16 protein-coding genes are annotated in these 22,588 nt (G+C 54.7%); 3 read left to right on the forward strand and 13 right to left on the reverse strand.

The features are described 5' to 3' along the window. Positions 1 to 82: 82 nt before the first annotated feature. Positions 83 to 1,108 (reverse strand): RpnC/YadD family protein, encoded by a 1,026-nt coding sequence (locus DFP98_RS28075; protein WP_116063957.1) that lies wholly within the window; start codon positions 1,106 to 1,108, stop codon positions 83 to 85. 237 nt (positions 1,109 to 1,345) lie between these two features. On the opposite strand from DFP98_RS28075, the gene spoIIP reads away from it, so the two are divergent. Together spoIIP and DFP98_RS28085 are read left to right on the forward strand one after the other, a co-directional pair. Further along, positions 1,346 to 2,530: a stage II sporulation protein P gene (gene spoIIP / locus DFP98_RS28080; protein WP_116063958.1), complete on the forward strand. Its 1,185-nt coding sequence runs from the start codon at positions 1,346 to 1,348 to the stop codon at positions 2,528 to 2,530. Positions 2,531 to 2,593: 63 nt separating this feature from the next. Next, a complete protein-coding gene (locus tag DFP98_RS28085) occupies positions 2,594 to 3,859 on the forward strand; it encodes an outer membrane protein assembly factor BamB family protein (protein ID WP_116063959.1) in 1,266 nt (421 codons plus the stop codon). A 67-nt stretch (positions 3,860 to 3,926) separates the two neighbouring features. Here the strand turns inward: DFP98_RS28085 and DFP98_RS28090 are convergent, their stop codons facing one another. The 8 genes from DFP98_RS28090 to DFP98_RS28125 form a co-directional block, all read right to left on the reverse strand. Then, entirely contained in the window at positions 3,927 to 5,375 is a 1,449-nt protein-coding gene (locus DFP98_RS28090) for an alpha-L-fucosidase (protein ID WP_116063960.1), read from the reverse strand. A gap of 21 nt (positions 5,376 to 5,396) precedes the next feature. Continuing rightward, positions 5,397 to 7,145 carry a glycoside hydrolase family 35 protein gene (locus tag DFP98_RS28095; protein ID WP_116063961.1) on the reverse strand — a complete coding sequence of 583 codons (1,749 nt, stop codon included), beginning with the start codon at positions 7,143 to 7,145 and terminating at the stop codon, positions 5,397 to 5,399. Positions 7,146 to 7,226: 81 nt separating this feature from the next. Further along, complete coding sequence (locus tag DFP98_RS28100) at positions 7,227 to 8,096, reverse strand: carbohydrate ABC transporter permease (RefSeq protein WP_116063962.1); 870 nt, start codon at positions 8,094 to 8,096, stop codon at positions 7,227 to 7,229. 1 nt (position 8,097) lies between these two features. Then, entirely contained in the window at positions 8,098 to 8,982 is an 885-nt protein-coding gene (locus DFP98_RS28105) for a carbohydrate ABC transporter permease (RefSeq protein ID WP_116063963.1), read from the reverse strand. A 98-nt stretch (positions 8,983 to 9,080) separates the two neighbouring features. Beyond that, on the reverse strand, positions 9,081 to 10,499 hold the full coding sequence (locus tag DFP98_RS28110) for a carbohydrate ABC transporter substrate-binding protein (RefSeq protein WP_116063964.1): 1,419 nt from the start codon (positions 10,497 to 10,499) through the stop codon (positions 9,081 to 9,083). A gap of 182 nt (positions 10,500 to 10,681) precedes the next feature. Next, positions 10,682 to 12,256 (reverse strand): response regulator transcription factor, encoded by a 1,575-nt coding sequence (locus tag DFP98_RS28115; RefSeq protein WP_181917989.1) that lies wholly within the window; start codon positions 12,254 to 12,256, stop codon positions 10,682 to 10,684. Next, positions 12,249 to 14,063, reverse strand: a complete 1,815-nt coding sequence (locus tag DFP98_RS28120) for a sensor histidine kinase (protein WP_116063966.1) — start codon at positions 14,061 to 14,063, stop codon at positions 12,249 to 12,251. Before DFP98_RS28120 ends, DFP98_RS28115 begins: the two co-directional genes overlap by 8 nt. 100 nt (positions 14,064 to 14,163) lie before the next feature. After that, positions 14,164 to 14,967 carry an alkaline phosphatase family protein gene (locus DFP98_RS28125; RefSeq protein WP_116063967.1) on the reverse strand — a complete coding sequence of 268 codons (804 nt, stop codon included), beginning with the start codon at positions 14,965 to 14,967 and terminating at the stop codon, positions 14,164 to 14,166. Positions 14,968 to 15,142: 175 nt separating this feature from the next. On the opposite strand from DFP98_RS28125, the gene DFP98_RS28130 reads away from it, so the two are divergent. Next, positions 15,143 to 17,290, forward strand: a complete 2,148-nt coding sequence (locus DFP98_RS28130; RefSeq protein WP_116063968.1) for an ABC transporter transmembrane domain-containing protein — start codon at positions 15,143 to 15,145, stop codon at positions 17,288 to 17,290. Between the two features lie 158 nt (positions 17,291 to 17,448). Here DFP98_RS28130 and DFP98_RS28135 read toward each other — a convergent pair whose 3' ends face one another. The 4 genes from DFP98_RS28135 to DFP98_RS28150 form a co-directional block, all read right to left on the reverse strand. Continuing rightward, positions 17,449 to 18,954: a sulfatase family protein gene (locus tag DFP98_RS28135; protein WP_116063969.1), complete on the reverse strand. Its 1,506-nt coding sequence runs from the start codon at positions 18,952 to 18,954 to the stop codon at positions 17,449 to 17,451. Positions 18,955 to 19,034: 80 nt separating this feature from the next. Continuing rightward, entirely contained in the window at positions 19,035 to 20,315 is a 1,281-nt protein-coding gene (locus DFP98_RS28140; protein WP_116063970.1) for a glycoside hydrolase family 125 protein, read from the reverse strand. Beyond that, complete coding sequence (locus DFP98_RS28145; protein WP_116063971.1) at positions 20,312 to 21,727, reverse strand: sulfatase family protein; 1,416 nt, start codon at positions 21,725 to 21,727, stop codon at positions 20,312 to 20,314. The genes DFP98_RS28140 and DFP98_RS28145 overlap by 4 nt, the downstream gene beginning before the upstream one ends. After that, positions 21,727 to 22,584, reverse strand: a complete 858-nt coding sequence (locus tag DFP98_RS28150) for a carbohydrate ABC transporter permease (protein ID WP_116064030.1) — start codon at positions 22,582 to 22,584, stop codon at positions 21,727 to 21,729. Before DFP98_RS28150 ends, DFP98_RS28145 begins: the two co-directional genes overlap by 1 nt. Positions 22,585 to 22,588 lie beyond the last annotated feature (4 nt).

The raw sequence follows: 22,588 nt of genomic DNA on the forward strand, positions 1-22,588 counted from the left end.
TAGACAGACTTGAAGAGGGTAGTTCTAAATAACGATCGTGTCGTCACTCTCTAGCTTTCTCAGCCATACGATCATGCAGCCTTCATTTTTTCTCTTCCAGTCTTGTCACTTCCTCAGGAGTCAATTCGGTCGCTTCGACGATCGTATTCATATCGACTCCCAGCTTCAAGAGATTGCGCGCAACCTTGAGCTGACCTTTTTTTACTCCCTCCTTTAAGCCTTCTTTCAAACCTTCTTTCAAACCTTCTTTTTTACCTTCCTCCCTTCCTTTCTTCATTGCTTCGGGAATAAACGTTTTGATCATGTGGCTTACCTCCTCTTCCGTTTGTTTGTATTCGCCGTAATGTCGGTATAAGTAGTTTAGTATGTTCCCCAGCACCTGTAATATCCGATCCATGTCTCCAGTAGGTAACAGCCGCTGCCGATGTAGGTCCCGGATAACCGCCAGCGTCTCCTCGATCGTCGCCTTTAAACGAGAGAACTCCTCTGCGAATAACTGACGCTTCTCGTCGTCCGTGCGCGTGCTGGCGGCAATAAGCCGCATGTTCTTGCGAGAGCCAAACACTTGCAGAGGCAACAGCGCGAACAGACGCCGCTCCTGCAGGTCTCGGGGCGACAGCATCCAGTAACGCAGCACCGGTACCGTGTAGACCGTCTCCGTTCCGTCCGGTAGTCGCATGCGGAAGGCGAGTTCCTCGCCGATCGCTTCGTTTTCCTCCAGAAAAATAACGATTTGTTTGGGGAATGCGAGCAAGGGCAAACCATTGTCTTCTCTTCCCGCGGCCAGTTCCAACGCCTTCTCGAAGCCGTAGCGAAACATGCGTATAACCATCGACTGATCGTTAAGCGTCTGGAACTCGACATGATAATGAAACAGTCCGCGGCGCGTATCCAGCTTCAAGAACAAATCGCCGACGATCCGTTCGTACTCGTCCAAGATAAACTCGGCATTGCCGTAGTGGATCGCCTTTACGTCCTCCGTCGCAACCCGCTCCCCGAACAAGCCGTTGATCAGTTGCACCGTCAGCCGCTTGGACAACCGGAACAGCACACGCATCATTTGATCAAGCTTCAGCTTCTCCTTCTTACGTCGATCTGATAACTTCATTATACACCACATCCTCCCTCCGGCGACCTCCGCAAACGCGAAAAAAAGCACGCCCCGAGCGCCTTCAGGCGCTTATCGGAGTGTGCTTCACTCGCCGTTTATTCATCTTTTTTCATTATACCAAACATATGTTCTCGTGTAAAGAATGAGATATTTTTCCGACAAATAGCAGGCTTTTACTTCAACCTTGTCGAAAAAAGGTTAGGAACGAAATACCGAACAAGGAGAGAGGATGCTTTGATCTTTCGCCAAATCGCTTCTACCGCAGCCGTAGCCGTCCTGCTTCTATTCGTCGCTTTCATTCCTGTTTACGGAGCCTCCCCATCCGTCGCGCCTGCAGGCAATACTGATATGGCCAATAGCCGGATCATCGCCAACAATTCATCTTCAACAAAGGGAAGCGTCGTTAAAATCGTAGACGTTACCAATTTACGCAGCGGGCCGGGATTGGATTACGATATCGTGGGCAAGGCGGTCCCCGGCGTTACGCTGCCGATCGTCGATACGACAGGGGACTGGTACGTCGTACCGCTGCCTAGCGGGGAGCGCGCTTACGTCGCCAACTGGGTAGTCGAGACCGAAACGCCTCTGCGTTATGTCGTGTTTGTGGACAAGACTAACCTGCGCAGCGGCCCCGGACTGGAACACGACATCGTAGGCAAGGCCGCTTCGGGAGACACTTTGCCGATCGCCGGGGTCGAAGGCGACTGGTATATCGTTACGCTGTCGGGCGGAAAACAGGCCTATGTGGCCAATTGGGTCGTCCGGACGAACCTCGACGAACGCGAAGCGCCGAAGGTCTACATCTATCACACTCATAATCGGGAATCCTGGAAAAATGTCGCCCGTAACGTAACGGGCTCATCCGTCGACGATACGGAAATCAACATCACGTTGGTAGGCGGACATTTGGGAGAGAAGCTCACCAAGTCTGGAATCCGTTCTTTGGTAGAGACCGAGGATTTCATGGAACGGTTGAAGACGCAAAAGCTGGGCTTCTCCCAATCCTACGCGGAATCTCGCAAAGCCGTCACTAAAGCTATGAAAGCCAATCCGTCGCTGGCCTATTTCTTCGATATTCATAGAGATGCAGACGTTCCGCGCAAAAACACGACGGTTACGATTAAAGGAAAGAGCTACGCTCGCATCCTGTTCGTCATCGGAACGGCCCACCCCAACCATGCTGCCAACCAGAAGCTGGCCAACGAACTGGACAAACGGCTGAACAAAAAGTATCCCGGTCTGTCGCGCGGAGTCATCTCCAAGAGCGTTCACCAAGGCAACGGCGAATACAACCAATCGCTCTCCCCCGGCAGTCTGCTGCTGGAAATCGGCGGCGCCAACAATACACTGGAGGAAACTAAGCTGGCTGCGGAAGCCTTCTCCGATGTTTTCTCGGCATACTACAAGTCTCTCAAGTAACAAGTAGCATTGGCCCGTTCAGCTAATCGCCGTAACGCCACTCTATTATAAGGAGATTTCTTGATGCACAGAAAATGGATCGGCCTGATCGCCGGATTTGCTTTGCTGCTTGGATTTACCGGCGTCTCGCAAGCCTCTGCGGCAACGGACAAAGTAAAACTGCTCCCTTCCAATGATTATTTGGAGCTTCCCTATACCAACGACAGCGGCAAAAAAGTGCAGCTTCGAGGCTACCAAAACTTCGAGGTCGATTGGAGCGATGAAGCGAGTAGTGTGTGGCAATCTATGCTAGACGGAGACCGCCTACTGCTGCTCGACGGCACCTCTACGAAAGCGATTTCCAAATCGGATGGCCGCGAGCTGTGGACACACGACTACAGCGATTCGGATACAAACTTTCCGAAGGATTGGGGATTGTCGGCACAGGGAACTCTTTTCACCATCCGTCAGAATATTTTTGATAACACTGTCGATCACCGAATCGATCTGATCGACCGCAGCGGCAAAGTAAAATCGTCTTACACTCTCCCGCACGATCGATTTATATTGCCGGATTTTATCACGTACTCTGCGATGGACTCGCGGGACAACCTGGTTACGGTAGCCAGTGGAAACCTTATTTCCCTGTCACCCCAGGGCGAGCTGAACTGGGCTGTTCCGGACATAGGGGAGTGGACCGCCACGACTACGGAGGTAGCCGATTTCTCGTTTACCTGGCATAAAACCAGCCTAACGGAAGTAATTATAGACTCCCGAGATAACGTGCTTGCACTGACTGATTCGGATTATGCGTATTACTTGAGCAATACCGGCAAATTACTCTGGCAGAAGCAACTCGACCGCAGTACGAAGAGTTGGAGCGCGTCCGGATATATCCCGGCGACCGATCAATGGGTTCGCGCATACGGCAATCCGAATCCGCGCGTCGAAATTTTGGATCTGAAGAGCGGAAAGCTGACCAAAGTAAACAAACCGACAGCCGCCCAGCTCGATCTGGTGATGACGAAAGCCGGTAAGGGAAAATACTATGTGAAGGCCAAGCGCGGGATTGCCCAGATTGATGCCTCCGGCAAAACGCTATGGGAATATCCGCTGAGGCTGAACGGTTACTATACAGTAGGGGCCCTGCTGAGCGACAGCAAAGGAAACGTCTATATTAAGGATAACGGCGGCAGCGTTTTCTCGCTTGATCCTGCGGGGAATGAACGGTTCGTACTCATCGTCAAAAACAATAATTCGCTACATGATATTTTGGTCGATGGAAAAGGAACGCTTTACCTGATTGATTCTCACTTTGGAACTTTGACCATTAAGCCGAAACATAAATAAAGCGCAAAAAAGGTCGTGAGCAACGGAATTACCCGTGCTCACGACCTTTTTATTCAACCGCTATATGTTATCCCTCAACCGCCGTGCTCCGATAAACCCCGAAGCCGCTCAGAGTCGGGCTCCAACGCGATTCGTCGATCGTGAGGCGCAGACGGCGGGCAGTCGTCTCGGCCAAGCGGCATATTTTCTTGTATCCGACGACCGTACCTTCGTAGAGCGGCCGCCAATCCTCGTCGCCGGACGACGAGGACGACGCCTCCAGTCGGAAGCGCTCGATGCGCTGGCCCTCGCAAATGTTCTCCGCAAGCACGACCCGATCGAACGTCCGCTCGTCCCCTAGCTCGATGACGAGCTCCGCCTGCTCGACGCCTTCCGGAGCTTGCCAGAACGTCGAACGATCTCCGTCGGTTATGCGCTGCGCCCCGTGCGGCTCGTCCTTCTCGGCCGAGCCTCGAACGGCGGCTCCCGCAGCCAAATCGGTGCCGTACGTCCGTCTAATTCGCTCGCCAAGCTCTCTTAAGCGTGCGACATCGTTCTCGTGCAGCAGCCCTCTTGTATCGGGAGGCAGATTAAGCAGGAACGTCGAATTGCCTCCGACGGTACGCTCATACAGCTCCATCAACTGATCCGTCGTCTTGACGCGGTCGTCCTCCGCGGCATGGTAGAACCAACCCGGACGAATCGACGTATTCGTCTCCGCCGGATACCAGATCGCTTGGGCGGCCCTCGCCAACACATCGCGGCTGCCCAGGTCCTCATCCTCCGAGCTGACGCGCTTGGCGAACTCGCCGTCGTCGACCTGCTGCGAATTTTCATGAATCTTCTCGTTGTCCTGCATCGCCGCCGGGACGACGCTCCATTCCGATGTGCGGGTATGGCCCGCTTCGTTGCCGCACCAGCGTACATCGGGGCCGCATACGGAAATGACTGCATTCGGCTGAAGCTCGCGAATCAGGCTGTAATAAGCGTCCCAGTCGTACACCTGCCGCTTGCCGTTTGGCCCTTCGCCGCAGGCCCCGTCGAACCAGACGCTGAATACTTCGCCATAGTTGGTCAATAGCTCGCGCAGTTGATTGAGGAAGAAAGCATTGTAGGTTGGCGAATCTCCGTAGCTCCGCTCATGGCGATCCCATGGGGACAAGTAGACGCCGAATTTCAAGCCCGCTTTCCGGCAGGCGTCCGAAACCTCGCGAACGAGATCCCCTTGGCCGCCCCGCCAAGGGCTGCTCTTGACCGAATGCTCGGTATACGCGCTAGGCCACAAGCAGAAGCCGTCATGGTGCTTGCAGGTGAGAATAAGCCCCTTCATTCCCGCCGCTTGGCAGGCCGCAACCCATTGCTCCGCATCCAGCTCGGACGGTGCAAACAGAGAAGGGCTCTCGTCGCCCAGCCCCCATTCCATATCTGTAAACGTGTTTACCGTAAAATGAACGAACGCATAAAACTCAAGCCCCTGCCACGCCAATTGGCGCGGTGAAGGCGAAATCTTCGCCGCTTCTTGTATTGAGACTCCCATTCCGCTTCCTCCTCCCCTCGATTAGCCGAGATCAGCCTTATCCGTCAATTGAACGACCGGCGCCGACGTACCATGAAGCTCGAACACGATCAACTCGTTCTCGCCCTCCCGCAGCAGCGGCGCAGGAACGTACAACGTGCGCGTCGGACCGACTTCCCAATACCGACCGAGGTTAACGCCGTTCAGGAAAGCTACGCCCTTCGTCCAGCCGTCGAAGCGAACGAACGTATCGGCCTTCTCCTCCACTTTAAACGTTCCTCTATAGAAGGACGGAAGATCCCCTTCCGACGCCTCTGCCGCAGCAGCAAAGTCCAATTGATCCAGGTTGTCCAGCGGAAGCGTACGGATTGTCCAATCGTACAGAAATTGATTGCCCAGCCGAATCCCTTCCGTAACTCCCTTCGCGTCGCGCATAAGCGGACCGTAGTTGACGCGTCCCATATTTTCTACGAGCACATCCAAGCGCAGACCCTCAGCCGGAACCTCCAGCGGAAGCTCAACCGGATTCCATCGTTCCGTCGTGCCGACATACTTGCCGTTCGCAAATACGAGCGCACGGTCGCGTACTTCCTGCAAAACCAGGTTCATACCGCTTCTCGGTCCGGTTACATGCGTCGAGTACAGAATGAAACCGTAAGCCTGTCCGACTTTCTCCATCGGCTCCGGGCTTGTGCGCTGTACCGGCGAAGAAAGGCGATCCAACTGTCCGAACAACCCGGTCGTCTGCTCCAGCCGCACCTCTCCGTAGGCTCGCTTCGGAATCGGCGCAGGCAGCTTCGCCTCCGGCAGCTCCGCATACCGCTCCAGCACCTTGCGCACCGCCCAATATTTCTCCGTCGGCTCGCCAGATTCGTTCAGTAGCGTATCGTAATCGTAGCTGTTCACTGTAGGCTCGTATCTCTGTATATGGTTCGCTCCGTTATAGAAGCCGAAGTTTGTACCGCCGTGGAACATATAGAAGTTGACCGAACCGCCCTCGGCCAGCATCTCCTCCAACGCGTCCGCCACATCCGCCGCCGGACGGGACTGATGCTCCTCCATCCAGTGATCGAACCAGCCGTTCCAGAATTCCATGCACATGAGCGGGCCTTCCGGCTGATACTCCCGCAGCTTGCGGAACGCCTCTGCCGCACGGGAGCCGAAGTTGACCGTCTCCAGTACGCCTTCGACCATGCCTCCCTGAAGCATATGATCCTCAGGGCCGTCGGAGGTGAACAGCAGCACGTCCATGCCGCGCTTCTTCATCCCGTCGCGAATGTATCCCAAATACTTCTTGTCGTTACCGTAGCTGCCGTACTCGTTCTCGATCTGCATCGCGATAATCGGCCCGCCGTTCGTGCACAGCAGCGGCTTGAAGCGCGGCAGCAGCTCGTCAAAGTAGGCGTCGACTTTAGCCAGATACAGCTCCTCGTAGCTGCGCAGCCGCAAGTTGCTGTCCTTCAGCAGCCAGGCCGGCAGACCGCCGAACTCCCACTCCGCGCAGATGTACGGACTTGGACGAACGATAACGTGAAGCCCCAGCTCGCCCGCAAGCCGAACGAACTTTTCCACATCGGCAATGCCTTTGAAATTAAACTGGCCTTCCTTAGGCTCGTGAATGTTCCAGGCCACGTATGTCTCTACCGTATTGAAGCCGCATGCCTTCAGCTTCAGCAGACGGTCCTCCCAATATTCGGGCACGACCCGGAAATAATGGATCGCCCCCGATAAAATCCGAATCGGATTGCCTTCATATACAAAGTCGTTTCCTTGAATGCCGAACGTTGCCACCTGCGCGACAACCCCTCTCCAAAATTTGGATTCCCTTGGGATTCCCTTGGGTTCCCTGTTATCTTCGCCACAAACCGTCCATTATCCTTTTACTCCGCCAAGCATCATGCCTTCTGTCAGCTTTTTTTGCAGCAGTGCGTAGACAAGGATCGTCGGCACGAGCACGATAACAAGACCGGCGAACAACGAGCCCCAATCCGTAGCGAACTTCTGGATCTGCATCAGGTTGGCCAGGCCGATCGGGATCGTCTTCTTCGTATCGTCCGTTATCAAGGTCAACGCCAGCACGTACTCGTTCCAAAAGTCGAAGAAGCTGAACACGATCAGCGTAATGATCCCGGGACGCGCCATCGGTATAATCACGCGGAATAAAGTTCCGAAGTATCCGCAGCCGTCGATCATTGCCGCTTCTTCGAAGTCGTGCGGAATGGATTTCATGAAGCCCGTGAGCAGGAAAACCGAGAAAGGCAGCGTGCCTGTTGCATACAGCGCGCTCAGCCATAGACGGTTGTCCAGCATGTGCAGATCGTTCATCATAATGAAGAGCGGTACGATAATGTATACGCCGCCGATAAACAGCCCCGCCATATAGAAGTTGGACAGGAAGGCGCGTCCGCGAAATTTCATGCGCCCGAGCACGTATGCGGTCGGTACCGCCATGCACAGCAGCATCACCATCGATAGGACGACGACCAGCACCGAGTTGATCATATAGTCGCCGATTTTGGCCGTCGTGAAGGCGCGCACGTAGTTGTCCCAGTTCAGTGCCGCCGGCAAAGACCACGGGCTTTCCATGACCTCGGTGCTCGTCTTGAACGAAGCCAGCAGGTTCCAAACCAAAGGATACAAAACAATCAACGTCTGGACGAACAGGAAAATCCGAACGGCAAGATTGCCCCACAATTTGGAGAGAATTCCGCCGGATTTTGCGGCATGGGTATAAGCCGACATGTTAATGCGCCTCCTTGTCCGTTAATTTGTTGCTGATTAGCGCCAGCAGCATCGAGATGATAAAAATAAACACGCCGATCGCCATCGCATAGCCGAAGTTGGAATTCGTAAACGCCTGCCCGTACAGGTAGGTCATCAGGACCTCCGAATGTCTGTCAGGCCCGCCGGCCGTCATGACGGACACGATAATAAAGCTGATGGACAGCACGCCGTTAATACTGAAGACGATCGTGATTCGAATAATCTCCCACAGCATCGGGATCGTAATGTAGAAAAATTGCTGGATCCGCGTTGCGCCGTCCAGGCTCGCCGCTTCATAGAGCTCCGGCGAAATGCCGTCGATGCCCGCCATGTACATCACCATGTAATAACCTGCGGCCTGCCAGATCATCGTGACAGCCAGCGCCCACAGCACCGTCCGCTCGTCTCCCAGCCAAGACATGGCCAAGTTATCCAAACCGAGCAGTTCAAGTCCCGAATTGACGAAGCCGATTGTCGGATGATAGATGAAGGACCACAAAATTGCGATAACGACGAAGGACAGAATGCTGGGGAAGAAGAAGACCGTCCGGTACAAGCCCTTCTCCTTGAGCTTCGATTGCGTCAGCAGCGAGGCGTTGACCAGCGCAAGCAGCAGCGTCACGACCGGAACGATCAGCATCAGGAATCCCGTGTTGCGAAGCGCCAGCAGAAATACGTCATCGTGGAACATATCCACGAAGTTTTGCAGACCGATGAATTTCGGTTCGTCGCTAACTCCCGTCCATAAATAAAGAGATTTCTGAAAGATCTGGATGGTCGGATATACCTTAAACAGGAGGAAAAAGGCCAGACCCGGAAGCAGACAGGCCGCGATAAAGAACCCCCGTTTTGTTTTCATATTCATAGTCAGGCTCTTCCTTTCGCTTCTTGAGATAGAGAAAACCTGCCGGGTTCATCCAAACGCGCGGCAGGTTTTCCGGAAGCAGAAGCACATTTACTCGCTTACTCTTGTGCTCCGTTCTCTTTCAATTCTTTCTGAATGTTGGTGAAAATTCCGTACAGCTTGTCTCCGTATTCAGCCACAGTCATTTGTTTGTTCATCAGAGAGGAAATTGGCTTGTAAATATCGTCGCTCGGGTTGTACTTGCTGCCTTTGGCAACGGAAATGAATTTGCCGTTAACCGTAACGATTCCGTTGTCTACAGCTTTATATACGTTGTACGTCGATTCCGGAATAAACTCTTTCACCAAGTCCGGAGCGCCTTTGACGGCCATAATGCCTTTAGCCTTCTCGCCGTTCAGCTTCACGCCTTTTTCCGTGTACAGATACTTCAAGAACTCTTTGGCCAGCTCCGGATTTTTCGCCTTCGCCGGAATAACGAGACGCTGCACATCCGTCAAAGCCATCATCGGCTTGCCCGTCTCGAAGGAAGGAACGCCCAGGAAGCCGAATTGGAAGCCCTCTTCGCGAGGCGAATCCTTCATTTCGTCTTCGAACCATGTGCCGTTCGGAATGAACATCGCTTTGCCCTGCATGAACGCCGTCTGAGCTTGCGTGTGATTCAAAGCGATCGTGCCTTTCATCAACGCGTTGTCTTCGTTGGCGATCTTGTCGAGGAAGCCCCATACCTTAGTAAACGTTTCGCTCTTCCAGAATTCCGGATCGAGATTGTAGAACTGATCAAGCGCCTCTTGTCCGCCTACGTTAAAGATGGCCGGAACGATCATTTCCTCCAGGTAGCCCGGGTACAGCCCTTGATAGGTGAACAGCGAGCGACCGTTGTCCTTCGCCGTCGCTCCCAGCGCGAAAAACTCGTCCCAAGTCGTCGGAAGGGCGATGCCCTTGTCGTCAAACAGCTTCTTGTTATACCACAAGCCCATAACGTCAAAATTATAAGGTGCGAGATAAACCTTGCCGTCCCCGTAAGGCGAACTGGAACGGGACTCGAGTACGCCCGGAAGAATTTTATCCTTGAGCGGCGCTCCTTCGGAGGCTTCGTTGAAAATGTCGGTCAAATCGAGCAGCGCCTTGTCCTTGATCAGACCGTCGATGATCGGCATATTGTCGCTGCCGGCCACGTACATGAAGTCGGGCGGATTTCCCGCGACGATCTTCGGACGTACGAGCTCGGCGATTTTCGGGCTAGCCGTAATATTGATCTTCGTTCCCGGGTAATCCTTCATGAATTCATCGGCGATCGAATCCCAGTACTCCCGTCCGTAACCGCCTTGGAATACAGCTACGTTCAATTCCATATTTTCGAACTGCTTGCCCCCTTCGGAAGCGCTGCTGCTTGCGGATGGGTTGGCGCTTGCCGAAGGCGAAGCTCCTTTGGAATCATTGTTGGAGCCGCAGCCCGCAAGTACGGATACCGCCACTACAGAGGCAGCGACCGTCGTTAACCATTTTCTCTGCTTCATTGTGAAACCCCCTTGATCGGATCTGCTCTCATTATAAGTTAGGGAGAAGCTCGGCCAAATGAACAATAAGCAGGAAGCGCATGGACGATTTTATCGAATTGTCCGTATGCTCTTGGCAAGCTGGACAATTTTCAGTCAATGGATCTTAAAATCGTCCAGGTTTAGCTAATACTCAGTCGCGATCATGGGGTTTTCACATTTTTCGGGGAAAATCCGAAGCGCTTCTTGAATAGACGGTTAAAATAAAACGGATCGGGAATCCCCACCTCGATCGCGGCCTGCTTGACTAAATAACGGCCGGAAGCCAACATCTCGTAGGCTTTGGACATCCGAATCTCATTCAGATAAGTCAGAATGCTTTGACCCGTGTCGGCTTTGAACACCTGGCACAGGTATGGCTCCGACAATCCCACGTGATGGGCTACATCGGCAATGGCGACTCGCTCAGGGTAGCGCTCCTCCAGGTAACGCATCGCTTGCAGCACCTCTTCCCGAGCGGCGATCTGCGGACTCGCGGTATCGGAGGAACGATTTTCGATCTCCTTAGACAGCTCTCGGATCGTTTCTTTGAGCTGCGCATCCGTCTCCGCCGCCTCGACCTGTTCGAGCCATCTCTTCTCGTCCCATTGAATTGGAGTTGCCGGATCATCCGAATTGGCGATGCTCCATATCCCGCCGCTGACGGCTCTTTTTAGCTGCCTCGGATTGACCCGCTGCTCCGCGGCAAGCCCGATTAGCTCAAGCGCGCTCTCCGACCATAGGACGAGCGAACCGGAATTCGGCTTGCGCATGCTGTCGCGGAGCCTAGTCTCCGCTGCTTTGAACGCCTCGTTTCCTTCTTGAATCGTCTCGCGATTCGATAAGCACCCTGTCGGCGGACGAGTGTAGAACAGCAGTTCCTCAGCCAGTCGGCTTAGTCTAAGCTCGGCAGCCAGCTCATCTTCGTCCGATGCGGCGCTCGCATAGATCGCTTTAATCCGAACGTTGTAATACAAGGAAGCCAGACTTATCATACGCAGCGCCAGCTCCTCCGGGCTTGAGAAGGATGTCCCGGAAGCATACGCGACCGCAAGCAAAAACCGCCTCGCCCCCGTACGGATAACGACTGTCCACCGACTGCCCGTAAAGAGTCCGTCCGCCAGCTTAACCAGAGTATCCTGAAATTCCCCGGATTGACGAAGTCCTTGTTCGTCTCCCTGCAGACGAATCACGAAGGAATAAACCGTTTCATCCGCGCCAATAAATCGCTCCCCTTCCCAAGGCTCGGAATCGGCAGTGAGCTCATTGAGCTTGCGAATCGCGGCGGCGATGCGGGGGGTTATTTCCTCAAGACGAGGAACTGCTGCATCCGATGCAGGAGCCGAAGCTGCGCCGTTCCTCGCATCCAGCTTCGCGGCGATCTCCTCCAGCGTCTGCATGAAGCTTTCCGTCTTGAGAGTCAGCTTGAGCATGTAATCGTAAGCGCCGCACTTCAGCGCCTCTCGCACCAGCTCGAAGTCGTCGTAGTTGCTCAGCACGAGCACCTCTCCGGAGAAGCCCGAAGCCGTTAGTCTTTTGATAAGCTCCAGCCCGTCCATCTCCGGCATTTTAATATCGGTAATGACGATGTCCGCGCCCGTCTCCTGAATCCGATTAAGCGCCGCCGCTCCGTTAGCCGCCGCCCCGACGTATTCGAAACGGCTTCCCTCCCAACGAATCAGCGTTTTGACCGCATGGCGCACGATCATCTCATCGTCGACGATCAGAATCTTATACATCGGACCGTTCCTCCTTCGCCAGGATCGGCAGCTTAATCTCCGTCTCCGTCCCTTCATTCGGAGCGCTGCGGGTCACAAGACCGTAGGCCGCGCCGAAGTGGAGGCGGATTCTCTCGTCGACGTTGCCGATGCCTATGCCGGACAGCTTGGCGTGCGAAGACGATTTCCGGTTCTGGGCGTCGTTCATATCGAAGCCTTTGCCGTCGTCGGCAATGACGATTTTCAAAGTCGCGCCTTCCCTGACGCCCTCTACGCGAATGCCGACTCTCCGTCCATCTTCATTGCCGGCATGGAGAATCGAATTTTCCACGATCGGCTGTAAAATAAATTTCGGCACTAGGCACGCATACAGCTCGTCGTCGCTCATAGCGCAGCTCAGCTTAAACGAATCTCCGTAACGAATCCGCTGAATCGTCGCATAATGAAGCAGGTTGTCGATCTCCATCTCAAGAGGAATAAGCTCCTCCTTGACCAGAATCGTATTGCGCAGCAGCTCGGACAGCGATTCTATGCCCTGTCGGACTGTTTCGTTGCCGCTCATCATCGCGCTCCATTTCAAGGAATTCAGCGTATTGAAGAGGAAGTGGGGATTGATCTGGGCCTGCAGCATTTTCAGCTCCGCGTCCCGTTTGGCCTGCTGCTCGGATTCTACCTGAAAAATAAGCAGCTTAAGCTGCTCGACCATTTTGTCGATTGTTTCCGTTAGTTTGCCCATTTCATCCGGATACGAATTGCCGATTTTGGTTTCGAGTTGGCCTAGGCGGATTTGATTGGCATATTGCAGCAGCAGTCTCATCGGACTGTGAATGCTGAAATAAATCCACATAGCCAGCCCCCCGGACAGCATGAGCGTCAGTAAACAAATAAAGACGATGTTGCCGCGCATCTCCTTAAGCTCCGACACGAGGAAGGAATGCGGCACAAGCCCAATCAACTCCCAGTCCGCGGAGCGAATGTACGAGCTGACGACAAGCGTCTTGCGGTCGTTCACCTGGGTGTAGAAAGCTTCGTTCTTATGCTCCTTGTTCAGCTTGGCGAAAATCTCATTTTGCCCGTAGTCCGAACCTTGCTCGATCTCGGGCGCGACGGAGGAGACAACGAAGCCGTTCTTGTCCGCCACGTAGATTCTGCTGCCCTGCCCCAGCTCGACATGGCTGTACGTATTGCGCGAAAAAACCTTTTCATCGATCAGAATCATGATGTAGCCCAGTTTGCGATTCAAGTTGTCCTCGGCATACACCGCGCGGGTCAGCGCGATCCTGTTCGCGCCCCGATAGGTGCGAAGATATGTCCAGCTCGCATTGCCCGAGGAGGATTCAACCGAATCCGTTAACTGGTCCAGACGAATATCCGGATACCATTCGAATCCGAGATCGAAAATCGGCTGCCCTTCATTCGTAAAGATTACGACGTTCGCGATATTGCTTAACCGGAAAATCTGCTGGGCAAGCTCCTCGCTTAGCGTCGATCTCAAGTTATTTTTCTGAAAATCCGTCATTTCCTCAAACTTAGGAAGCGCGCCCTGGATCGATTTATTGATAATGATCGCCTCGCTCAGCGTCTCGTACTGCTCCAGCTCCCGCATCATGTTTTGGGCAAGCTCGTTCAGCACCTGCTGCGTGGATGCGCTGATTTTTTCCGTAATGGAATTTTCATATTTGTAATTGGAGTAGAAAGCAACGAAAAGCACGGGCAGAAGCGAGGTAATCAGAAACGCGGCCAACAGCCGGTTCTTGATCGAGATGCGCCGGAGAATCGGCGATGCGCTCCCGAGCCTGGAGCGGAAAAAGTTATTGCCGTTGAACATATGTCGGACGCCTCCTGTCGGAGTATAGTTTATCACAAAAGAAAAAGCCGTTCCCCAGACTTAACTGGAGGAACAGCCTCTCGCTTCAACTCTCGAACGATTATACGCCCTTAGGGAGACGACCTTCCCAATCGCTTCTCTCCGGGAGCCCCAATGCTCGCGCGGCAACGACCGCCGTATCCATAATGCTTACCGGCCCGTCGATCGCTCCGGCTTGCACGCCGTATCCGGCGGCTCCCCATGTAATCGTCATATCCATCGGATGGTCGCTGCCGTGATCGTTAGGATGAGTTCCTCCGCCGCCATGGTCCGACACCAGAATGACCAGCGTATCCTCCAGCAGACCTTCCTCGCGCAGCGCATCTTCGATCATGCCGATATACGGGTCCGTCTGCTCGATCTGTTTGATCTGCCCCGGCGTGCCGAAACCGTGGGCGTGTCCGGCCGCATCCGGCAGATCAAACTGAATAAACATGAGCTTAAATTCAGGGGTCGAGCGAATATACGCAACGATATCCTTGGCCAGTTCCGGGTCGGTTTTGGATACGCAGTGAACGTCAAGATTAGCTTCGATAATGCCTGTATTGATCGGTTCCCAGCAGCTAAAGGCCGCCAGCGGAGCTTCCGGCCATTGCGCGCGGGACAATCCGAATAGGGAGCTATAAGGAAAATTAGATGGAACCGTCTCGCGACTCGCCTTGTCGTTGTTAATGCCGTGCTTATCCGGACCTACCCCGTACAGCAGCGAGCCCCAGCATTCTGCGCTGATGCTCGGAAAAACGGTTTGGGCCTCGTAGGAATACGCTCCTCTTTCCAGCAGCGCGTGGATACGCGGAGTTTCCGCATCCTTAATAAAGTTGCCCGCTCCGTCAATGCCAATGATAATGACCCTGTTCGCTTTCATCTTCTTCCTCCTCCATCACCAATGACCGTTTTGTTGTTTTTTATTGCAATTAGTTGGTTTTATTCTCATCCTAATGAAATTATGCACGGCCGTCAATATGAAAAGGTAGTTTTTTAGAGCGGCGCTCACTATTATTAAAGGAGAAGAGATCCAATCCTAAGGCAGGCGATAGATTTTGCACTTTATTCGAACGATGATGAGGCATTTCGCTAGGCATAAGCCGCTGCTCGTCTTCTTCCTGATCGGTCTGCTTTTTGAGGTCGCCTACGCGGTCGGCGCCCCGGTGAGCCTAAAATATCTGGTCGACGAAGCTTTCGGTCCCAAGGACGTCCAAGCTTTCTATTTGATTTTCTCGCTTCTGCTCTGCGGCGGACTGCTCAGCCTCGCGGCGGGCTTGGTCGGCGAATATGCGCTGAACAAGCTGAGCGGACGGGTCGTTCAGAAGCTGCGCAGCGACCTTTACGTACATATCCAGAAGCAATCCGCTCCATTTTTTCAGCGCTTTCGAGTAGGCGACATTGTCGCTCGCTTCTCCTCGGATATGGCCTCTGTCGAACGAGTCGCCACCTTCTCGCTGCCTTTTTTTCTGAAAGAGGCTTTAAGCGTCGCGCTTGGCCTTGCCATGCTGATCTCGCTAGAGTGGAAGCTGACGCTTGTCATGGTATTCGGTTCGCTGCTGATGATGGCCGGTCCCCGACTGCTTCAAGGACGTGCGGAATCCGCCAACCTCCGCTACAAGGAGGCACAGGAGCGCTTCACCAACCTGATCGACGAGACGGTGAAGGGTCATCGCACCGTTCACGCCTATCACCGCCAAAGCTTGTTGTTGGAAAGGGCTCGTTCGCATATCCAGTCGCTCCTGACGCTTGGCTTGAAAATGCACGTCACCAACTCCTTGCTGGAACGTCTGCCGCTTACGGTTTTGCTTCTGCTCAACGGCGCGATGATCGGATTCGGAGGTTACTTGATCTTCCAGGATCAGCTCTCCATTGGGGGATTCATGGCCTTCTTCACCTTGTTTATGAGCGTCGGACAGGCCGCCTCCAACTTAACGCTGGTCATTCCCGGCCTGATCGATTCCGGGAGCAGTTTTAAGCGGATTGCGGAGGTTCTTGACTATGAGCCGGATTTGCGGGAGGTCGAGCGTCCAATCGAGCTGCCTCCAATTGTCGAAGGACTTACAATGGACGAGGTCACGTTCGGGTACACCGAAGATAGCGATCAACTCAAGGCGGTTAGCCTGCGCATACCTGCCGGAAGCTATGCGGCGTTCGTCGGTCCGAGCGGCTCGGGCAAAAGTACGGCCCTTCAACTGCTGGCCCGCTTCTATGATCCGAGGCAAGGCACGGTATCGATCGATGGACAGAATCTGCGCGACGTTAGCGAAGCCTCCTTACGGCAAAGAACCGCCGTTGTCACGCAGGAATCGTTCCTGTTCAACACGACTATCCGGGATAACCTCTTACTGGGGCGCCCAGATGCGAATGAGACGGAGATCGTCGAGGCGGCCAAGCTCGCGCATATCCACGATACGATTGCAGCGTGGCCGGGGGGCTATGACACGCCCGTTCACCATGAGGGGGCTTCGTTGTCCGGCGGGCAGCGTCAACGCGTCTCCATAGCAAGAGCGCTGTTGAAGAAGCCGGAAGTTCTTCTGCTCGACGAGGTAACGTCCGCGCTTGATCCGGGTTCCGAAGCCGGGGTCAACGATAGCATTCGGCGTCTTCGCGGCAGCGCGACGGTCGTCTCGGTCACGCACCGGCTCGACTCCGTCGTACAAGCGGATCTGATTTTCGTATTCCAGGACGGGCGGGTCGTCGAAGCCGGCACTCATGAGGAATTGCTGCGGCGCGGCGGATTGTATCGCGAAATGTGGAACAAACAGCACGGGTTCGTGCTGTCGCAGGACGGACTGCATGTGAGCGTCGACGCGGACCGGTTGGCCCAGTTGCCCTTCTTCAAAGGCGTCGAGTCCGAGCAGCTTCGCGAGCTTGCCGATCTGTTTGCGACGGAAACGTTGCAGGAAGGCGACTCTGTCGTCCGCGAGGGAGATTCAGGAGATAAGTTCTATCTAATCGTGCGCGGAAAATTCGAGGTAGTAAAGCGCGGTTCCGATGAGGAAGATCGCAGGGTTGCGGTCTTGCAGGACGGCGATCATTTCGGGGAGATCGCCTTGCTCAAGGGGATACCGCGAACGGCTACGGTCCGGGCGCTTGGGCCTGCCGTCGTCATCTCCATGAGAAGGGACGCCTTCTTGGCGCTTACGGCCAAATCCCCCCACATTCTTCAGGCGGTGGAACAGACGCTTCGGGCTCGGCTATGAGCGGACTGTTTTGAGACTGTTTTGGGAAGATTCACAACCCTAGTCGGCCTTGATCTTCAAATGGGGATAAACAAAGCTGCAAGCCCGCTTATGGGCTTGCAGCTTTTCTTATTTCGCCGATAGGACCGCCTCGCGTGCTTACTGCATGCGGATTCTCTCTACGCCAGTCGAAGACGAGTGTACTGCTTCAGCAATCCGTCCTCATGCTTTTTCATCCAATTCACAAGAGCCTGTCGCATGTCGTCCGCAGCAGCCAAGTATTCGCTGCCATTAATCACATTGCGCAGCTCGTGCGGGTCGCGAGCGAGATCGTACAGTTCGTCCGTGTCTCCGCAGTTAAACACATACTTGAAGTCGCCTTTGCGGATCATCCGCTGCGTGTACATAACGCTCTCCAAGCCGGCTCCTTCCGTCACGATGCTATCCGGCCAGTCCTCGATCGCTTTGTTCTCCAGCATCGGCGCGAACGATCTGCCGTCGCTGCCTTGCTCCGGCTCTCCAGCTCCCGCCAGATCCAGAATCGTTGCGTGAATGTCGCATGTTCCGACCATACTCGCTTCCCGGCCCGGCTTGCCCGTTCCGGCTGCGGGCTTGACCAGAAGCGGAATGCGGCATGTTTCTTCATACATGTAAAAAGACTTGTCGCATAGCCCTCCGTGGATGCCAAGCGACTCGCCGTGGTCCGCGGAGAACAGAATGATCGTATTGTCGTACAACCCGTTTTCCTTCAAATAATCGAGCAAACGGCCGATCTGCTCGTCTATGCTGCTCATGAACGCGTAGTAATGACGAATGTGCGGAACGAAGTCCTCCCAGGATTTACTCCCCTGCTTGATGCGATGAATGGAAGGCTTGCCGGTTCCGTCGTCGTCAAAATTCGGCCACGGCGGAATCTCGACGTCCCGGTACATATCCAGATGCTTCGTCGGCGCGATGTACGGCTCGTGCGGGCCCCAGAAATTCAAAGAGAAGAAAAACGGTTTATCCCGCTCGCGGAAACGATCGATATGCTCGATAGCCCGATCGACCAAATAGTATTCGACCGTCCCTTCAACCGGCGTCGTCAGCTCGGCCGAGAAGTGGCCCTCGAAGTGGCCGGACAGCTTGTTGATCAGATTCCATTCCAGTCCTCTGTCCTGCAAGTAGGCCTTAAACGCCGCGTAATACATACCGCCCAGACCATGCCCCCCGAAGTCGTCGCCTTCATAGCCGACATCGGTCGGCAAGGAGCGCATTCCTGCCGCCAGCTCGGGAAAACGAACATAGCCCAGATTGCCGTTCGCATACCGCTCCTCCGGCCCCGACGTTCCCAAATGCCATTTGCCCGTATAGCCGAGACTATAATCGGTTTCCTCCAAACGGCGGCTCAGCAGCCGCGATGTATCGGGAAGCTCCTGCACCATGCTTCCCATCCCATACCCGTTCGTCTGCATGCCGTGCTTAAACGGGTACAAGCCGGTTTGGATCGAGGCGCGCGCAGGCGTACATACCGGACAGCTTGTGTACGCATTGTCGAACACGATGCTTTCCTCTGCCAGTTGGTCCAGATGAGGCGTCTGACAGATGCTTCCTCCATATACGGATAACGTATCCGTTCTCTGCTGATCGGTCTGGATGAACAAAATATTCGGGCGACCCGAAGCCGCCTTACTCACCTCTGTCATCTTCGTCATCTCCTTTCGGTGCAGTCTATCATCCTAATTTAACATTTTTTCGTCAGTAGATTGCGAACAGCGCGGCAAACCTATAACCGCCCCTCCAACATCAATCTGTGAACCGCTTCGGCGAACAGGCTGTTCGACCAGGCAAACCAAGGTCGAGTAAAAAGACTAGGATCGTCGGCGTCGAAGCCTTCGTGCATAAAGCCGGTCCCTGCATCCGTCAACAGCAGCATTTCCAGCAGCGTTGCCCGCTCGGCGTCGTTGTCAGCCGTCATCAATTGCATGCTGAGCGCAATATGCCAGATGTAGCGATGACGCGTATGCGGACTGCCAATTCCTTGCGCCGCTTGACCGCGATAGAAATAAGGGTTGGCTTCGCTGAGAATAAAACGACGGGTATTGCGATAGGTTTCATCATCCGCCGGTTTGTACCCGAGATACGGAATAGACAGCAGGCTCGGCACATTGGCGTCGTCCATCAGGTTGTAGTTGCCGAGGCCGTCGGTCTCGTAGGCGTAAATGCGGCCGTACTGCGGATGAATCGTCACTCCGTACGTTTCGATTCCATACTCGATCTCTTCCTTAAGCTTTAGGGCTTGCGCTGCCAGCTCCTCGTCGCGGTATACGTCGGCCGCGATTTCCGCGACGCCGCCCAGAGCGACTGCCGCGAACATATTGGAAGGGATCAAATAGCCGAACTTGCAGGCATCGTCGCTCGGTCGGAAACCCGACCAAGTCATGCCCGTATAATTGACCGGCATGCCCATCCGATCATTGCGCAACGTATCCGACTTCGGCCCCGTATGGCGTGCAAAACGGTAAGGCGACTGTTCAAAATGCCGCTGCTCCGTCGTCCAGAGAGCGATAATCTGCCGAGCCGTCTCGCGAAACGTGTCGTCGAATACCGCCGTTCTCCCGGTCTCTTTCCAGTAAAGATAGGCCAGATGAAGCGGATAACAGAGCGAGTCGACCTCGTACTTGCGCTCCCATATCCACGGATTCAGCTCGGTCTCGTCCCAATCGAGCCGGTTATCGTTGGCCGCCTCGTTAAACGCATTGGCATACGGATCGATGCCGATAAAATGAAGCTGACGACGAAGCAGGCCTTCAATTAACTCTTGAAGCTGAGGGTCGTTCGCCGCAAGCGGCAAGTAGTGGCGCACCTGCGCGCTCGAGTCGCGCAGCCACATGGCGGGAATGTCGCCGGTAAATACAAACGTCGTGCCGTCTTCCAGCACCTTGGTCGTCGTCTCCAGCGTGTTGACGAAGCAAGCTTTAAACATCTCCAGCAGCTTCGGGCGATCCGCCAGTTTGACGTCGGCCTCGGCCAACAGCCGGACGACGGAATCGGGCATTGCTATCATACAGAGTCACCTCCGGGAATTGTCGGGCCCAATATAGGCACATGGCGCAAAATATCGTCGTGGCGGTCCATCCAGGTCTGCAGCAGCTGCGCCAGCCGCTCCAGCTCTTTCCGGTTGGCCGTTTCCCCGCTAACATCGCGGGTTTCCCACGGATCGGCTTCCATATCGAACAACTGAATGCGATCGATACCCGCTCCGCTTGCCGGACTGCGGTAATAGCGAATCAGCTTCCAGCGGCGATCCTTTACCATCCGCTGCAAGTCTTGGTAGGCCGTACATACATGCGTTCTCAGCGGCAGCGGCTCATTTGCACCCGCACTAATGCCACCGCCGCGCAGCAGCCCGGCAAAGCTGACGCCGTCGGCGTTCGGCTGCTCCGGCAAACCGGCAAGCTCGGCAACGGTCGGCGCAATGTCGATGTTGCTGAGCAGCCCCGGCGGCTTTGCGCCCGCTTCGACGCCCGGCCCGCGCAGCAGCAGCGGAATCCGTACGCTGTGATCGTACACGTTCTGCTTGCCCATCAGACCGTGCTGCCCGATGGATAAGCCGTGATCTGCCGTATAGACGAGCAAGGTGTCGTCGTACAGCCCTTTAGCTTTAAGGCAGTCGACGATGCGTCCCACCTGTGCGTCCAGATGAGCGATCATTGCATAATAGTCGGCCAGATGCCGCTTGATTTCCTCTTCGCGGCGCGGCATGGAGGCCAAACGCTCGTCTCTCACGCCCAAGTCGCCGTTATCGAACGGATGCTCCTCGGCAAAATTGGGCGGCAACGACAGTTCCTCCGGCTGGAACATCGAAGCGTACGGCTCGGGAGCCGTACGGGGGTCGTGCGGCGCAGTGAAGGCAACATACAGGAAAAACGGCTGTTCGCCGTCCTGACGCTCCAGGAAATCGATCGCCGCATCCGCGAATACTTCGGAAGAATGTCGCGTTTCCACGTATTCGCGTTCCTTTCCGTACTTGCCCTCCGGGTCGAACGATTGCACCGGAACGTGCCAATGATCGCTCATACCATAAAAGAAAAGCTTATCCCCACCCTCGAAGCTGCGGGCGAAGCTCGCCTTGTCATTGTGCCATTTGCCAACCGCATAGGTTTGATACCCCGCGTCGCGCAGACGTTCGGGAAGCAGCGGCACCTCCGGGCGAATATCGGTGGAATGAGTCCACTCCGCCGGATCGCAGCCGATCATCGAGCGGAAGATCGACTGCCCCGTCAGCACGCACGCGCGGCTCGGGGCGCATACCGCGCCCGTCAAGCCGCCGAAAATGTGAGTGCCTTGCATCGCCGCGCCGCCGGCAGCCAGCTCATCCAAAACTGGCGTGCGCACAATCTGGTTGCCCGAAGAACCTAGCGCTTCATACCGATGATCATCGGCGATCAGAAAGACGATTGAAGGCCGTTTACTCATCAGCCTTTCACCGATCCTAACAGCATGCCTTGATTAAAGTGCTTCTGGAAGAACGGATAAATGACCAACAAGGGCACCGCCGTTACTACGACCGTCGCCATTTTGACCGGCGGACCGAATTCGAAGCCTTCGATTTCCAGCGTCATCGAAGAATCCGCAGCTTCGATCAGCATCTGCCGCAGAAACACTTGCAGAGGCCATTTCGCCGAATCGTTCAAGTAAAGCAAAGCGTTAAAGTACGTGTTCCAGTTTTGTACCAGATAGAACAGCGTGAACGTCGCGATCGCCGGCATCGACAGAGGAAGAACGATTTTACGGAACAGATACAGCTCTCCGCAGCCGTCGATGCGCGACGCCTCCTCCAGCTCCGAAGGGAAGCTTTGGAAGAAGCCCCTCATTACGATCAAGTTAAACGGGGCAATCGCGGCCGTCAGCCAGATCGACCAGTAGCTATCCAGCAAACCGAATTGGTTCACCACGAGATAAGTCGGGATAATACCGCCGTTAAACAACATTGTGAACAACACGAGCATGTTCATCGTTTTGCGTCCGACCACCCACGACTTCGACAAGCCGTAAGCCATCATACTGGTCAGTGCGATGTTGACGAATGTACCGATTAACGTAATCCACAGAGAATTGCGGAAGGAAAGCAGGAAATTGCGCTCCCGGAACAAGTATTGATAAGAGTCAAGCGACCACGTTTTCGGAACAAGGAAGAACCCACGGGACAGCACCTCCGCTTTAGTCGCGAACGAGACGATGACGACGTATAGAAACGGAAGGGCGACGACAAGCGTAGCCACGATGAGCACCGCGTACACGACCGCCATGAAAGTGCGGTCCGATCCTGACATTCGG

The organism is Cohnella phaseoli (assembly GCF_003386235.1).
Taxonomy (GTDB): domain Bacteria; phylum Bacillota; class Bacilli; order Paenibacillales; family Paenibacillaceae; genus Cohnella; species Cohnella phaseoli.

What these genes read in the sequence shown, in the direction of transcription:
- DFP98_RS28135 (WP_116063969.1), bottom strand. Translation starts at nt 18,954, where the DNA reads ATGACAGAGGTGAGTAAGGCGGCTTCGGGTCGCCCGAATATTTTGTTC.
- DFP98_RS28125 (WP_116063967.1), bottom strand. Translation starts at nt 14,967, where the DNA reads ATGAAAGCGAACAGGGTCATTATCATTGGCATTGACGGAGCGGGCAAC.
- DFP98_RS28145 (WP_116063971.1), bottom strand. Translation starts at nt 21,727, where the DNA reads ATGAGTAAACGGCCTTCAATCGTCTTTCTGATCGCCGATGATCATCGG.
- DFP98_RS28075 (WP_116063957.1), bottom strand. Translation starts at nt 1,108, where the DNA reads ATGAAGTTATCAGATCGACGTAAGAAGGAGAAGCTGAAGCTTGATCAA.
- DFP98_RS28105 (WP_116063963.1), bottom strand. Translation starts at nt 8,982, where the DNA reads ATGAATATGAAAACAAAACGGGGGTTCTTTATCGCGGCCTGTCTGCTT.
- DFP98_RS28085 (WP_116063959.1), top strand. Translation starts at nt 2,594, where the DNA reads ATGCACAGAAAATGGATCGGCCTGATCGCCGGATTTGCTTTGCTGCTT.
- DFP98_RS28120 (WP_116063966.1), bottom strand. Translation starts at nt 14,063, where the DNA reads ATGTTCAACGGCAATAACTTTTTCCGCTCCAGGCTCGGGAGCGCATCG.
- DFP98_RS28150 (WP_116064030.1), bottom strand. Translation starts at nt 22,584, where the DNA reads ATGTCAGGATCGGACCGCACTTTCATGGCGGTCGTGTACGCGGTGCTC.
- DFP98_RS28140 (WP_116063970.1), bottom strand. Translation starts at nt 20,315, where the DNA reads ATGATAGCAATGCCCGATTCCGTCGTCCGGCTGTTGGCCGAGGCCGAC.
- DFP98_RS28115 (WP_181917989.1), bottom strand. Translation starts at nt 12,256, where the DNA reads ATGTATAAGATTCTGATCGTCGACGATGAGATGATCGTGCGCCATGCG.
- DFP98_RS28110 (WP_116063964.1), bottom strand. Translation starts at nt 10,499, where the DNA reads ATGAAGCAGAGAAAATGGTTAACGACGGTCGCTGCCTCTGTAGTGGCG.
- DFP98_RS28100 (WP_116063962.1), bottom strand. Translation starts at nt 8,096, where the DNA reads ATGTCGGCTTATACCCATGCCGCAAAATCCGGCGGAATTCTCTCCAAA.
- DFP98_RS28090 (WP_116063960.1), bottom strand. Translation starts at nt 5,375, where the DNA reads ATGGGAGTCTCAATACAAGAAGCGGCGAAGATTTCGCCTTCACCGCGC.